The following is a 14,282-nucleotide window of genomic DNA, read 5'->3' on the forward strand; positions in this document are numbered from 1 at the left end:
TTTACGCCCGTTGATGCTTCAAGACAGTGTTAGTATGTGTGACGACTGGATGCCTTGGGTGTGCCAAATGCGAAAAGCTTAAAGTGCAGCATATCATCAAGACACAGCTTACCTGAGTCGCAAGACACTCATAGTAATTCTAGGGACACAACTGAAGTCTAGAGTTCAGAGTGCCACAATGGAATCTTTATTGTTAAGTTTTGAACTGAGACATATCTCACCCGTTCAAATGAGAATCTTCAATTCCTTTTTCAACCCGCTGCTCCCCTTTTTTACGTGCAAAGGTGATTTTGAGGAGTGGCGGAGTAACCAGTGTAGTCACAATAACCATGATCACAACGCTGGTAAAATACTCCGAATCAAGCAAGCCCGAAGCAAGTCCGGTCGAAGCAATAATTAGAGCAACTTCCCCTCTGGAGATCATGCCTGCACCAATAGCAATAGAAGAGGAACGGTCGAACCCGGTCAGCCGGGCACCAGCTCCACCACCGATAAGTTTGGTAACAATAGCGATGAGGCTTATAACAACAATAAACCAAATCTGTGAACCCACACCATCAAAAGTGACATTTAAGCCGATACTGACAAAGAAAACTGGGACAAATATTCCGTAAGCAATCGGCTCGATTTTAGTTTCAACCTCATGTTTGAATTTGGTTTGGGAGATGGCGATACCAGCGGCAAATGCACCTATGATTCCAGCAACACCCATCCACTCTGCAAAGTATGAGAAGAGGAAACAGATAATGAGTCCTGTCGTAATCACGGTTTCCGTGACCCGCAGTGGGGCCATCCATTTCATGACCCGTGGCACAAGCCACCAGCCTGCTGCAAAGATGATGACAAAGAACAGAAGTTTCTTACCAATCAACAATCCAATAGAGACATCCCCTGCACCTGTGCCGAGCAAGCTCATCATGACGGCGAGCAGAACCACAACGAGCACATCATCCACAACGGCTGCACCCAGAATGGTGGTACCCTCCCGTGAACTCAGTTGATTCATATCCTTCAACGTCTGAACTGAGATACTGACGGAAGTAGCACAGAATAAAAGTCCAAAGAACAGCGCGTGTGTCTGCGACATACCAAATGCTATGGCCGAACCGTACCCGCCGATAAAAGGCAAAATAATACCGCCGACCGCTACGGCAAAGGCCGCCTTCCAGTTTTTCTTTAACTGCTCCAGATCGGTTTCCAGTCCCGCAATGAACATTAACAGCAATACCCCGATCTCAGCCATATAATGAACGAAATCCGTCTTCTCCACCCAACCGAGCAGCGCAGGTCCGAGGATGACACCGACAATCAGTTTCCCCAAAACGGATGGCTGACCCAATCTTACGGATAGATCACCAGCAAGTTTGGTAAAGATTAAAATAAGTGCAAGAACCAAAATAAATTCCATAGGTGTTCTTCCCTCCAGTAGTAGCGTCAATAGGTTAACCAACCCAAGGGCGATCCATCCTCCGCTTCAAACAGACAAAAAGGCACAGAACGGCATTAGCAGAGTGCCGTTCTGTGCCTGAAAAAGACAAAGAGGGGCCCTTGGTGACAGGCTCCTCCAGTTTCAACGCGTATGTAATTAATTGCGTTAATTATACCACAAATGAAGGATTCGGTAAATGGGAGTCGGATTGGATTTGAGTGAAAATGGCCGCAAAGGGGCATTTTATAGGGAAGTGCAGCGGCTTTTGTTCAGAGTGTTGTCACTTAACAGCCCGGAATTGGCGAGATATAATGATATAGAACATAGAAGTTAGGATATGAGGAGGATTTTGCATTGGGCAAAAATAACAAAGGGGAGCCGAACATTCCATCCCCGACGAGCAATAAAAATTTCGCAGGCATCATTATCACGATTTCTATTCTTGCTAATGTCATTATTTTATTATTGTTCTTCGCACCGTCCATTGGTTACAAAGGTGATGTAACCTTTGATATTACGGTGTTGCCGCGGTTTAATGCCGTGTTTAACAGCTTTACCTTCATATTCCTGCTCGCAGCGCTTATTGCTATTATTAAGCGGAATGTGAAGCTGCACAAACGATTTATTCTTGCTGCATTCTCAACAACACTGTTATTCCTCGTAACCTATCTGACGTTTCATTACCTCTCACCAGAGACGTCCAAATACGGCGGCGAGGGCATCATTCGTTCGATCTATTTCTTCATTCTGATTACCCATAGTATACTGGCAGCCCTGATTGTTCCATTGGCGTTGTTCACACTGGTATGGGGTTGGACGAATCAATTGAAGAAACACCGCAAAATTGCACGTTGGACGATGCCAATCTGGCTGTACGTCAGTTCTACAGGTGTCGTGGTATACCTGATGATGGCACCATATTATTAATGTGATGAACGTTTCACTGTGCTAATTAGTTTGACTTGTGGGTAATGTTTCCATGGAAGGAGGGTTCACGTTTATGTACAGAGTTGTTTTGATTCGCCATGGACAGAGCATGTGGAATGTAGAGAATCGTTTTACCGGATGGACTGATGTGGATCTGACGACGGATGGTTACGCAGAAGCACGTAAAGCAGGGAAGATCATGAAGGAACAGGGATTTGATTTTGATTACGCCTATGCATCCGTGCTGAAACGTTCTATCCGAACACTCGATATTGCGCTGGATGAAATGGACCTCATGTGGATTCCCATTACGAAGACTTGGAAGCTGAATGAACGCCATTATGGTGCGCTGCAAGGACTGAATAAACAGCAGACTGCTCTGAAGTATGGGGAAGACCAAGTAAAGGAATGGAGACGATCCGTGAACGTATCTCCCCCGGCACTGGACGAAACCGATGACCGATATGTGCAGGATCTGGACAAGTACAAGCGACTCGGATGCACCGTCCCGTTTACGGAGAACCTGATGGATACCTCGAAGCGTGTACTGGAGTACTGGAATGCGGAGATTAAACCGACGGTGTCTGCTGGCAAAAGAGTGCTGATCTCTGCGCATGGGAACACGCTCCGTTCACTCGTCATGCATCTGGACCAATTGTCCGAAGCAGACGTGATGGCGCTCAATATCCCAACGGGCATTCCGCTTGTCTACGAATTGGATGAAGATCTGCATCCCATCGGACACTTTTATCTGACCGCCGATGGTTCGACCTACAAACATGAAGAAATGACCCATGTGGCAACGCCATCTGATTAATTGGACATGGATGTTTGTCTTGATTGTACGAAAGCTTGTATGATTTATCTCGTGCGGTTGATGTTTCAACAGGACGATTGGAAGATGACCGCTGAATTGAATTCGGAGGTCATCTTTTTTTCTGCGATCAAGCCTGTACTTCGTTTCGTTTTGTTCCCACAGGGTAATTGTCAAGCAAGACACGATGTACATTTATCCTGAAGGAGGAGAAGCACATGTCTAAAAGAAGAGGAATTATCATGACGGCTATCGGCGCAGGTGTGACTTATCTGATGAGGAACAAACAAGCAAGAGATAAGCTGTTTAGCACTGTCTCGGGTATGATGAAAAACTCCAATTCGTCCAATGGAACAAGTAAAACCAGACCACGTGTTGAAGTGAAATAGATTGCGATAGTTCGTTTATCGATTGAATTTAAATGATGATCATGAGAAACCTGGAGATGAAGTCGTTCCAGGTTTTTTTGTGAGATGAAAACTACCCTTTGTTTCGGTGAGGCATGCGATTTTTGCCAGCAAGAATGATACAATGGATACTTGCAGAACGTATGGAGGGAGATGCACATATGAAGAAAAATCGTCTGGGTACATCCGAACTGATGGTGTCTGAGATTGGGCTAGGATGTATGTCACTTGGAACTGAAATGGAGCACGCTGTGGGCCTGGTTCATGAGGCTCTGGATCATGGTGTCAATCTGTTGGATACAGCCGATCTGTATGACGAAGGGCGTAATGAAGAGATTGTAGGACAAGCTATTAAGGGGCGTCGGGACCAAGTCATTGTGGCGACCAAAGTAGGTAATCGTCGTATGCCGGGCAAAGACGGCTGGTCATGGGACCCGTCCAAAGCCTACATTAAGCAGGCTGTACATGAAAGTCTGAAGCGTCTGCAGACCGATTACATCGATCTGTATCAGCTGCATGGCGGGACCTTGGACGACCCCATCGAAGAGACGATCGAAGCGTTTGAGGAGTTAAAGAAAGAAGGACTAATACGGTATTACGGTATCTCTTCCATTCGTCCCAACGTGATTCGGGAATATGTGGAGAGGGCATCCCTCGTGAGTGTAATGAACCAGTACAGTGTTGCTGACCGCAGAGCGGAAGAAGAAGTGTTGCCTTTATTGGAGCAAAAGGGGATCAGCGTAATTGCCCGTGGACCTGTGGCTAGCGGTGTGCTTGCCGATTCTGGATCTGCCAAGGCAGACAAAGGTTATCTGGACTATACGCCAGAGCAACTATATACCATTCGGCAAGGGCTAAGTCGTCTTGTTACAGACCAACGCAGTATGGCTCAGACGGCTATTCGCTACGCGTTATCCCATCCTGCCGTAGCAGCTGTTGTCCCTGGTGCCAGTTCAAGAGAACAGTTGTTGCATAATATTGCTGCTTCGAATTCGCCTGAACTCACCCCTGCGGAAATTCAGGAAATACGAGAACTCAGTCCCGCTAATCTGTACAAGCAGCATCGTTAACTCCATTAAGCCTATTTTCAATTGTAACTATACGAGGTACAATGAAGATCAGCCAAAAAAGGAACATATAAGGGAGAGAAGACATATGGAAAGAATTCAAAGTGAACAGCAATATTTGGATACAATTAACTCTGATGGTTTTACCGTCATTAAATTTGATACAACCTGGTGTCCGGATTGCAAAAACCTGGATCGTTTTATCGGGGATGTTATCGACCAACATACGGACAAAACCTTCTATGCCCTGGATGCAGAAAAGTTCCAGCCGTTTGCCGAAGAGAATGGTGTACGCGGCATTCCAAGCCTGCTCGTCTTCCAGAACGGCAAGAAAATCGCACATCTGCATAGCAAATGGGCTAAAACACCTGCTCAAATCTCCGAGTATCTGGAGACGCTTGAATCCAAAGTTTAAGCGTACGAGACTCAGCAGTTTGTCTAATTAATTTAGCTAAGGAGACCTCTTCTTGTCCTGCGACAGGAAGGGGTTTTTCTGTTTCATTCCAGCACGCTTGAAGTGCATTCAAATGTGCATTTGAATAACTGAAGTTGAGAAACAACGCTTGTTTAGAATTTGTTCAGTGCTCCCATGTATACTGTGAGAACAAACTGAATATTTGGAGTGAACAAGATCCGTATGAAGAATGAAATCTTTGAAGAAATGCACCAATTAAGTCACAATGATGACCGAAGATACCGATTGTTGATGATCGGGGTGAAGCAATTGCTGCAGGAACAAAAGGAGAATAGATATAATCTGCGTGAGAGATTGAAGAGTCGAAAGAAACACAGGAACTTTCAAGTAAAAGAGTGGTATTAGCCAGACTGCTTTTCAGAAGTGAACATAAATATGGATGTACATGATACATAGTAAACCTAGTCGGCATCACCAATGATTCAACCCAGCAAAGAAGGAAGTAATGAAGAATCAGACTTCTTCTAATTACGGGTATTGCTGTCTCTGAAGCAGCAACAGAATTGTGAAGCAACAGAAACAATAGTTCAGAATATAAAATATGGCGGCCTCGCTTCCCAAGGGAACGTGAGGCCGCCATTGATTTTGCCTGTCTAATTACTTGAATTGTAATGCTTACATCAAAATAATAAAGAACACGGCTGCCAAGACAAAGCGATACACAGCAAAGACGGTCAGACTCAATTTTTTCAAAATGGACAGGAACGTCTTGATCGCAAGCATGGCGACGATGAAAGCAGCGATGAATCCAATCGCGAAGATTGGGAAATCACTGCCGTTCAGGTGATCGATACTTTTGTACAGGTCATATCCCGTAGCACCAATCATAATTGGCACAGACACGAGGAATGTGAACTCCGCAGCGGCTACACGGCTTACCCCTGCAAAGAGACCGCCTGAGATCGTTGACCCGGAACGGGAGAAGCCTGGCCACAACGCCAAGATCTGAAATATACCCACCGCGAATGCCTGTTTGTAGGAAATATCATCGACATCATGGGTAGTAATCCGCCCACTCTTCCGGCTCCAGCGTTCGGCTACGATCATCAATATACCACCTATAACGAGGCTGTACAGCACTGTTTCCGGACCAAACAAATGTGCTTTGATCCAGTCGCGGAATACAAGTCCGATGACTACGGCAGGAACCATCGCCAGGAAAATATGTCCCAGATTGAGGCGGCGGGAGTAAGGCCTGCTCCCTCCGGTGAAGCGGAACATATCAATGAATTTGTTCCAATACAGTACAACAACAGCAAGTACAGCTCCGAGTTGAACAACCACCTCAAACGTTTTGACTGACTCGTTGTCCTCCGATAAACCCAGCAAATGGGCAGTCAGAATCATGTGTCCAGTAGAGGACACGGGCAAAAACTCAGTCAAACCTTCGATGATGCCCATAATAATGGATGATATAATGTCCAATTCTCTTCCTCCTTGAAATGCAGGTGACAGCACAGGCTGTCCTGCTTGACCATGCCTGTTCATTTGAACAAGGCTATCACCTATTATGATCACAAATGCACTCAACTTCAACTTATGCTTGTAACCATTTGTTTAAAACTATATTGACAAAAACCTAGTTATCCCATAGGATATAACTTAACTGACTGACTGATCAATCGGGAGGGTTACATGAATGACCAAAATTAACGGTTTGGAACCCGGTGAAGAACGCCGGGACCAAATAATACGCATAGCGATGGAACGTTTTGCAACCCAAGGTTACCATCAGACGAAAATTTCCGATATCGTCCGCGAGGCTGGTGTGGCGCAAGGGACATTCTACTGGCACTTCAAGAGTAAAGAAGCCATTGCTTCGGAGATTGTCTTAACGGGCAAGGAGAAGTTACTTGAGTCGATTGGACAAGGGTACCGCAAGGATGCCGGATCAGTAGAGGATATGGTGAAAGCATCAGAAAGGCTGTTCACTGACTTGTTTTTGTTTGCCGCGCAGAATCGTTATTTTATGGAACTGTTGCTCAAAGGCATCGTGACGGAAGAGTCCGTACAACGCCTGGTCGAGGAGACACGTAATGCCGTGGAAACTGCGTTTCGTCACAATATGGAACGTGCCATCGAACTCGGCATGTTGCCTAAGGGCATGGATGTTCCACTTCGAGCAGCCCTATTGGTAAGCATGATTGAAGGCATGATATCACGCTGGTTGTTCGGTTCCGATGAGTTACACAGCAAATTTTCAGCCATGACAGCTTCATCGCTGGCAACTGAAGCAGCAAGCTTTGAGTTTTACGGACTGCTAGGCACATAAGATTCACATGATTAAACAAATAGCAGGGAATAATGGGTACAACTGCGGTTTAGTCACAATAAAGTAACCCAATGTACATCCAGATTAATACACGACTGAGAGGAAGTTAACGTAATGAACAACACATATGGATCGAAAACTCGTAAAGGCTGGTCTTTGACAGCAATTCTGCTGATGACCGTGCTGGTACTTAGTGCTTGTGGAAGTAAAGCAGCAGACAATGGAAGTACAAATGGTGCACAGGCAAGCAATGAACTGGAGCAAATCAAGTCTGCTGGCGTTATCAAAGTGGGCATGATGGGCACATACGCACCGTACAACTTCCTGAACGATAAGAAAGAAATGGACGGCTATGATGCCGATATCGCACGTGAAGTTGCGAAGCGTCTGGGTGTAGAGGTTGAATTTGTATCCCAAGAGTTCTCCGGTCTGACACCAAGTCTGCAAGCGAAGAAGCTTGATGCCATTATCAGCCAGATGACGATTACCGATGATCGTAAGAAAGTACTGGATTTCAGTGATCCGTATATTACGAACCAAGTTAAAATTATTGTAAAAGAAGACAATAACGATATTACCAAGCTGGAAGACTTCAAAGGTAAGACGATTGGCGTAGGTCTGGGTACAAATGATGAATCATATCTGCGTAATGAAGTGTTGCCAAAAGTGGGAGACTTCACGATTAAAACCTATGACGATGTCATCTCTTCACTCAAAGATCTGAATGCTGGGCGGATTGATGCAACAATCAACAATATGTACGCTCTGAAACCGATTGTGGATGCCAACGGATTGAAAATCAAAGCTGTAGGTGAAGCTATTAAGAGTGACCAGGCAGGTATTGCTGTTCGCAAAGACAATCCGGAACTTGTAGCAGCATTAAATGATGCTCTCAAAGGCATGAAAGATGATGGCACGTACAATACCATTTTCAAAAAATGGTTTGGTGAAGAGCCTGCGCAATAATGAACCTGCAAGGCGAAGGGAAGATTTGACCCATGGAACTGGTATTTGAGAATATCCCCTTCTTTCTGAAGGGGGCTTATTATACGCTGTATGTAACTGTGATCTCCATGTTTTTTGCGTTCATCATCGGGGTGCTTGTTGCGATTGCTCGTCTGAAGGGACCGATGTGGCTTAGGTTGATCGCAAGGTTTTATGTATCCATCATGCGGGGAACCCCGCTGCTGGTGCAATTATTCGTTATTTATTACGGATTGGTCGATTATGGAGTGACCTTGGGATCACTCACCGCAGCATGTCTGGGACTGAGTCTGAATGCAGGTGCGTTTCTATCGGAGACGTTCCGTGGAGCCATTCAGGCTGTGCCTAAAGGACAGACTGAAGCTGCATATGCAACGGGAATGACCCCGGCTCAAGCGATGAGACGGATTATCTTCCCGCAGGCTGTGCGCATTGCGATTCCGCCGATGGGGAACACGTTTATTGGCATGTTGAAGGAAACATCACTTGTGGCGGCGATTGGTGTTACCGAGTTGTTGCGTTCAGCACAACTGCTGGTATCCCAATATGCATTGAATATGCCTTTTTATCTGGCCATCGGTGTGATCTACTGGATTATGAGTATCGGCTTCTCGGCCATTCTGGAACAAGTGGAGCGCCGGTTGGCCCGGGCTTACTGATGGGAGGAGAGAACCGATGATTACAACAACTGGACTTACCAAACGTTTTCAGAAAAATGAAGTACTTACGAACATCGATCTGCATGTCGATGCCAAAGATATTGTTGTATTGCTTGGCCCAAGTGGTTCAGGCAAAAGTACCTTGCTGCGCTGTCTGAATGGGCTGGAAGAGCTGTCCGGAGGACAGATCGAAGTGAACGGCATTGTGGTCAACAGCGCAGATCCGCTGCGAGTCCAACGTGCCCGGGTACTGGAGATTCGTCGCCAGACCGGCATGGTATTCCAGCAATTTAATCTGTATCCGCACAAGACAGTGCTGGGTAATGTGATAGAAGGCCTTGTTACGGTGAAAAAAATCAAAAGGGACGAGGCGGCTGAACGCGGCCGGATTCTTCTGGATCGGGTCGGCTTGTCGGACAAGCAGGATGCGTATCCATCCCGATTGTCCGGTGGACAACAGCAGCGGGTCGCCATTGCGCGTGCACTCGCGATGGAGCCGGAAGTGATGCTGTTTGATGAGCCAACTTCAGCTCTTGATCCTGAATTGGTCGGAGAAGTGCTTTCCGTTATGAAGGAACTGGCAGAGGAAGGCATGACGATGCTGGTTGTGACACATGAATTGAAGTTTGCCCGTAATGTGGCGAACAAAATCGTCTTTATGGCGGACGGGTCAATTGTGGAAGAGGCAAGTCCACAAGCCTTTTTTGAACATCCAACGCAAGAACGCACCCGTCGTTTCTTGCAACAGATTACTGAATTCTAATTACATTACTACAATTTACTGATTGATACGATCGATTATAGCGATAAGCTGCTGAGTGAAGGGGACGGAATCGATTCTGAAGAAGCGTAGCGCTCGCCTTTGTCTCCGAATATTGTCCTTTGTGAATAAAAATCAAAAATATTTGGAGACAACAGCGATCGGAAGAACGAGCCGTACCCGGAACGGATTTCTGCAAATCGTAAACTATTGTAAGAAAGAAGGATAACATCATGAATGTAACAACCGTATGGAAAGGCAAACGCGCGTTTACTTCCGAAGGACCCTCTGGCTACGCCGTTGGCATGGATGCCACTGCTGCTTATGGTGGTGACAGCAAGGGTGCGACCCCGATGGAATTGTTGCTGGCGGGTCTCGGGGGCTGTATGGGAATCGATATTACGATGATTCTGGACGCTTTCCTGGACAAAATTGAGTCGATTGAGATTGAAGCGCAAGGCACACGCAGTGAAGAGATGCCCAAAGGCTTCACATCCATTGATCTGATCTTCAAAGTCGATGGCGATATCCCGGATTATCGCATCTGGAAAGCCATCCAGATGGCTGAGGAAAAATATTGTGCAGTTTCCGCTTCGCTGAGCGCCGATATTCATCCTAAACTGATCCTCAATGGGGTAAGTACACCTCGTCCTTAATAACATATGAGTAAATCTGATACTGAGAGGCACTTCCAATCGTGGGAGTGCCTTTTTTTGCTTTTCCAACACTTCAACAGGGATTTCGCCCATCTAGGAGTCACTAAACTTCTGTCAGTAGAAAATAATTCGGTAAGCCCGGTCGCCATGTTAATGGCGGCTTCTTCTACTAGAGGTAGGTTGGCTTGCAGCCTGGCAATATAGTACCCATTGCAATGACAATCCGAATTCTGACGGTTCTGTGGTATGATTAATTCTGAGGACAGAACATCCTGATCCTGCTGTTTATATGTAAGCGCTTATACAGATGACGGAAGGTGCAGACATGTTGAAAAGGTTGATACGAACCACTAATAATCTCAAATTAAAGCATAAATTGCTCATTTCCTATGTACTGGTTGTCATGATTCCGGTCCTGATTGTTGGTCTTGCTGTGACCAGTTATTTTCGCCAGCAAGCCCTGGACAATGCGATAGGACAGACGATCATCAATGTGGACAAGATCAAGAGCCAGACGGCAACCATGCTTCGTGTACCAACCGATATATCCAATCTTTTAATGTTTAATGCGGATCTTAAGGAGATCGTAAATAAACGGTACAAGAGCGTTGTGGAGTTAACCTCAGCGTATCTTGCATACAAAGACTTTCAGGAGTACAGGCGTTTGTACCGTGAGATAGCAGGCATTCGTTTTTACTCGACTAACCCAACATTGATCAACAACCTCGAATTCATCCCGGTAGACAAGCAGACGGAAGAGAGCTACTGGTACCAACAGGCACTGAAAACAACCAGCATCGGGTGGTTCTACATCCCAGACAAGGAAGATAATCCTGTACACAAGCTCAGCCTGGTGCGCAAAGTACCTTTTGCCGAGTATCGGACCGAGGGCGTGTTGATGATTGTGATCAATCAGGATGAGCTGAATGGATTATTGCGTCAGGAACAGTTTGAGACGATGATTACGGACGAGCAGGGGTATGTGGTTGCAGCCAAGAATACCGAACTGGTAGGAAAAACGCTGGACGAGCTTGATTTTGGCGTTGATCTGCAGAATCAGGCGAAAGGCACCATAGAGGGTGATTTCCGGGGGGAACCATCTAATATTGTTATTGATGAGCTGGGCCCTGGATCGAGTATGAACAACCTGAAGGTGATTTCGGTTTTTGCCACCAAAAATATCGTCAAAGACGCCAACACGGTCAGCTTGATCGGCATGATTTTTATTATACTGGTGCTGGTGATCGCCCTACTATTCGTATATATCATCTCGTTCCTCACTTCCAATCGATTGCTCCGGCTGAGTAAACACCTCAACAAGCTTGCATTAGGAGACCTGAACGTGACTTCACGAATTGATGGAAACGATGAGATTGGGCAACTATCACGACAGTTCAACTATATGGTGAAAAGTATCAATGAACTCATGACGCAGGTGGTAGAAGCGACCGAACAGAACAATCAATTGGAAATCGCCCAAAAAGAGATTAAACTGAAAATGATGGCGAGCCAGATCAATCCACATTTCTTGTTTAATGCACTGGAGTCCATTCGGATGAAAGCGCATATTAAGGGAGAAGCAGAGATTGCTAACATCGTCAGGCTGTTGGGCAAGCTGATGCGCAAGAGTCTGGAGATTGGCAGTGGAAAAACAACCTTCCGGGCTGAACTTGAAATGGTACGTTCTTATTTGGAAATTCAGAAATTTCGTTACGGCGACCGCCTTGCATTCCAGATCCATATCGATCCCGAGGTGGAGAAGATGTACATTCCGCCTTTGATTATTCAACCTTTGGTTGAGAATGCGATTGTCCATGGTCTGGAGAACAAAGAGGGCACAGTCCGTGTTCATATAAGTATTCGTTTAGTAGAGAACATCGTGCAGATCCGTGTGGATGACAATGGTGCAGGTATAACGCCAGAACGACTGGCTGAGGTGATGCAGTTTATCTGTGGACCGGAGGAACAGGAGAAGAGTCGGATCGGCATGCGTAATGTACATCAACGCTTAACATTGACGTACGGCGAGCCATATGGAATACAGATTAAGAGTGTATATGGGGAAGGAACAGAGGTTTCTTTCACTTTGCCAGCAGGAGGGGACCAACATGTATAAAGTGTTTTTGGTGGATGACGAACCGAGCATACGTGAGGGACTGACAACCATTATTGAGTGGGAAAAATACGGATTCCAGGTCATCGCTACAGCTGCCAGCGGGCGTGAGGCCATCTCCCGGTTTGAGGAATTGGAGCCTGATCTGACGATTATTGATATTCGCATGCCCGGTATGACCGGGCTGGATGTGATTGAAGAAGTGCGCCGGAATCATCCGGATTCGCACTTTTTGATATTAAGTGGTTATGCAGATTTTGATTATGCCAAAAAAGCCATCAGTTTTGGTGTGGATGGTTATCTGCTCAAACCGGTGGATGAAGAAGAGATTATTGGTGAACTGGAGCGTATTGCTACAATCCTGACCCGTGAACGGGAGACAATGGCACGTCATGCTGGTGAAGATACCGTCTTTAGGGAGCATCAGATCGAGGCTTTGCTCTTTGACAGTCTGGAGGGTGCGGGTAGCATGGAAGAAGATAGCCTGGGGCTGCACTGGCCTCACTATCAGATTGTGCTGCTTGAGATGCATGTAACCCCTGATCTGCAACGGGGAAGTGTTATGAAACGCAAACTGATTGAAGCATTTGACCATAAAGACCGAGGCATTGTATTCTCGTTCCATTCTGGTCTGGGGCTGTTAAGTAAGGAAATAATCACATCCGAGTCATCAGCAAGAAATCTGTATGATGAGCTGGAAGGACTGCTAGGAGAATGGGAGGTTCACATGTACGGTGCTGCGGGAGAACCTGTACATTCCACTTCTGAAATTGCGCGGTCATACACGCAGGCGAATCGTTTACTCGGGGAACGCTTCTTGTTCACGGAGCAACGCATCATTCTGTGGACTGAAGGTAGCGAAGGCGAAGGCGTTGTTAGACCAGAAGTTGAAGCTGTGGACGGAGCACATGAGCCAGTTGAGGACGAACTCGCGGACAAACTGTATTATGCGTTAGACATCCGCAGTAGTGAGTCCGTTATGCGGGTGCTGGGTGAGATGGAAGAGCGCCTTGTTCCATATCACCGAACAGAGCAAGCGATCAAGACGGCGTTCTCACAGGTATTTTCCCTGGCGTTCAACAAGCTTGCGGCGACGAATCAACATATGCACTCCATTATGCAGGAACATTCGGTTCTGATTAATGAAGTCTATCATCAATTTACGATGTCTGATCTCAAAGTCATGGCATCGGAACATTTGAATCGACTTATTCAACGTATGGGTGGGGGAAGCAAGGATACTGTATTGAAACAGATGATTGAATTTATCCAGCGTAACCCTGGCGAGAATCTCAAGCTTGAAGTACTAGCAGAAGTGTTTAACTATAACAGCAGTTACTTGGGTAAGTTGTTCAAGAATCATACTGGAGAGTATTTCAATGCATTTCTGGACAAGGTTCGTATGGAAAAGGCCAAGGAATTGCTGGACGAAGGACTGAAGGTTCATCAGGTCGCGGCGAGAGTGGGATATGCTAATGTGGACTACTTCCACGGCAAATTCAAGAAGTATGTAGGGGAGAGCCCTTCCGCTTACAAACAGGCCAGAACCCAATCATCAATTAAAGGAACGGCTACAGATATAAACGAGGAATAAGTACGGAGTGCTGGGCTTTGCCCCTGCCTATTGTGTAAAACGTTTTCGATACTCCTGAGAAATTTCCAGATTCATCATATTGTCCATGCACTTCCCATGATAAGCAATGGTCACCGAATGTTTCA

Annotated in this window: 14 protein-coding genes; 12 read left to right on the plus strand and 2 right to left on the minus strand. The window is 46.1% G+C overall.

Annotation, left to right across the window (positions count from 1 at the left end):
• Positions 1-217: 217 nt before the first annotated feature.
• Positions 218-1,408: a cation:proton antiporter gene (locus tag C170_RS04800; protein WP_036606867.1), complete on the minus strand. Its 1,191-nt coding sequence runs from the start codon at positions 1,406-1,408 to the stop codon at positions 218-220.
• Between the two features lie 375 nt (positions 1,409-1,783).
• On the opposite strand from C170_RS04800, the gene C170_RS04805 reads away from it, so the two are divergent.
• The 5 genes from C170_RS04805 (at position 1,784) to C170_RS04820 (ending at position 5,059) form a co-directional block, all read left to right on the plus strand.
• A complete protein-coding gene (locus tag C170_RS04805; RefSeq protein ID WP_017692198.1) occupies positions 1,784-2,356 on the plus strand; it encodes a DUF420 domain-containing protein in 573 nt (190 codons plus the stop codon).
• Between the two features lie 73 nt (positions 2,357-2,429).
• The gene (gene gpmA, locus C170_RS04810; protein WP_036606869.1) at positions 2,430-3,173 is read left to right on the plus strand and encodes a 2,3-diphosphoglycerate-dependent phosphoglycerate mutase; all 744 of its coding nucleotides are present in this window, start codon (positions 2,430-2,432) and stop codon (positions 3,171-3,173) included.
• 215 nt (positions 3,174-3,388) lie between these two features.
• The gene (locus C170_RS31110; RefSeq protein WP_017692200.1) at positions 3,389-3,559 is read left to right on the plus strand and encodes a hypothetical protein; all 171 of its coding nucleotides are present in this window, start codon (positions 3,389-3,391) and stop codon (positions 3,557-3,559) included.
• Between the two features lie 179 nt (positions 3,560-3,738).
• Positions 3,739-4,647, plus strand: coding sequence for an aldo/keto reductase (locus tag C170_RS04815; protein WP_036606871.1), 909 nt, complete (start codon positions 3,739-3,741; stop codon positions 4,645-4,647).
• An 85-nt stretch (positions 4,648-4,732) separates the two neighbouring features.
• Positions 4,733-5,059, plus strand: coding sequence for a thioredoxin family protein (locus C170_RS04820; protein ID WP_017692202.1), 327 nt, complete (start codon positions 4,733-4,735; stop codon positions 5,057-5,059).
• 675 nt (positions 5,060-5,734) lie between these two features.
• Here C170_RS04820 and bacA read toward each other — a convergent pair.
• A complete protein-coding gene (gene bacA / locus C170_RS04830; RefSeq protein ID WP_017692204.1) occupies positions 5,735-6,544 on the minus strand; it encodes an undecaprenyl-diphosphate phosphatase in 810 nt (269 codons plus the stop codon).
• 214 nt (positions 6,545-6,758) lie between these two features.
• Between bacA and C170_RS04835 the strand changes: the two genes are divergently transcribed.
• The 7 genes from C170_RS04835 (at position 6,759) to C170_RS04865 (ending at position 14,157) form a co-directional block, all read left to right on the plus strand.
• The gene (locus C170_RS04835) at positions 6,759-7,391 is read left to right on the plus strand and encodes a TetR/AcrR family transcriptional regulator (RefSeq protein WP_036606875.1); all 633 of its coding nucleotides are present in this window, start codon (positions 6,759-6,761) and stop codon (positions 7,389-7,391) included.
• Between the two features lie 114 nt (positions 7,392-7,505).
• Positions 7,506-8,357 carry a substrate-binding periplasmic protein gene (locus C170_RS04840; RefSeq protein WP_036606877.1) on the plus strand — a complete coding sequence of 284 codons (852 nt, stop codon included), beginning with the start codon at positions 7,506-7,508 and terminating at the stop codon, positions 8,355-8,357.
• A 32-nt stretch (positions 8,358-8,389) separates the two neighbouring features.
• Positions 8,390-9,034: an amino acid ABC transporter permease gene (locus tag C170_RS04845; RefSeq protein ID WP_017692207.1), complete on the plus strand. Its 645-nt coding sequence runs from the start codon at positions 8,390-8,392 to the stop codon at positions 9,032-9,034.
• 16 nt (positions 9,035-9,050) lie between these two features.
• Positions 9,051-9,797: an amino acid ABC transporter ATP-binding protein gene (locus C170_RS04850; protein WP_036606880.1), complete on the plus strand. Its 747-nt coding sequence runs from the start codon at positions 9,051-9,053 to the stop codon at positions 9,795-9,797.
• A 230-nt stretch (positions 9,798-10,027) separates the two neighbouring features.
• A complete protein-coding gene (locus C170_RS04855) occupies positions 10,028-10,450 on the plus strand; it encodes an OsmC family protein (RefSeq protein WP_036606882.1) in 423 nt (140 codons plus the stop codon).
• 325 nt (positions 10,451-10,775) lie between these two features.
• A complete protein-coding gene (locus C170_RS04860; protein ID WP_036606884.1) occupies positions 10,776-12,566 on the plus strand; it encodes a sensor histidine kinase in 1,791 nt (596 codons plus the stop codon).
• A complete protein-coding gene (locus tag C170_RS04865) occupies positions 12,559-14,157 on the plus strand; it encodes a response regulator transcription factor (protein WP_036606887.1) in 1,599 nt (532 codons plus the stop codon). The genes C170_RS04860 and C170_RS04865 overlap by 8 nt, the downstream gene beginning before the upstream one ends.
• Positions 14,158-14,282 lie beyond the last annotated feature (125 nt).

This window comes from Paenibacillus sp. FSL H7-689, assembly GCF_000517905.1.
Taxonomy (GTDB): Bacteria; Bacillota; Bacilli; order Paenibacillales; family Paenibacillaceae; genus Paenibacillus; species Paenibacillus amylolyticus.

What these genes read in the sequence shown, in the direction of transcription:
- C170_RS04835 (WP_036606875.1), top strand. Translation starts at nt 6,759, where the DNA reads ATGACCAAAATTAACGGTTTGGAACCCGGTGAAGAACGCCGGGACCAA.
- C170_RS04845 (WP_017692207.1), top strand. Translation starts at nt 8,390, where the DNA reads ATGGAACTGGTATTTGAGAATATCCCCTTCTTTCTGAAGGGGGCTTAT.
- C170_RS04800 (WP_036606867.1), bottom strand. Translation starts at nt 1,408, where the DNA reads ATGGAATTTATTTTGGTTCTTGCACTTATTTTAATCTTTACCAAACTT.
- C170_RS04820 (WP_017692202.1), top strand. Translation starts at nt 4,733, where the DNA reads ATGGAAAGAATTCAAAGTGAACAGCAATATTTGGATACAATTAACTCT.
- C170_RS31110 (WP_017692200.1), top strand. Translation starts at nt 3,389, where the DNA reads ATGTCTAAAAGAAGAGGAATTATCATGACGGCTATCGGCGCAGGTGTG.
- C170_RS04860 (WP_036606884.1), top strand. Translation starts at nt 10,776, where the DNA reads ATGTTGAAAAGGTTGATACGAACCACTAATAATCTCAAATTAAAGCAT.
- C170_RS04815 (WP_036606871.1), top strand. Translation starts at nt 3,739, where the DNA reads ATGAAGAAAAATCGTCTGGGTACATCCGAACTGATGGTGTCTGAGATT.
- C170_RS04865 (WP_036606887.1), top strand. Translation starts at nt 12,559, where the DNA reads ATGTATAAAGTGTTTTTGGTGGATGACGAACCGAGCATACGTGAGGGA.
- C170_RS04850 (WP_036606880.1), top strand. Translation starts at nt 9,051, where the DNA reads ATGATTACAACAACTGGACTTACCAAACGTTTTCAGAAAAATGAAGTA.
- C170_RS04855 (WP_036606882.1), top strand. Translation starts at nt 10,028, where the DNA reads ATGAATGTAACAACCGTATGGAAAGGCAAACGCGCGTTTACTTCCGAA.
- C170_RS04840 (WP_036606877.1), top strand. Translation starts at nt 7,506, where the DNA reads ATGAACAACACATATGGATCGAAAACTCGTAAAGGCTGGTCTTTGACA.
- gpmA (WP_036606869.1), top strand. Translation starts at nt 2,430, where the DNA reads ATGTACAGAGTTGTTTTGATTCGCCATGGACAGAGCATGTGGAATGTA.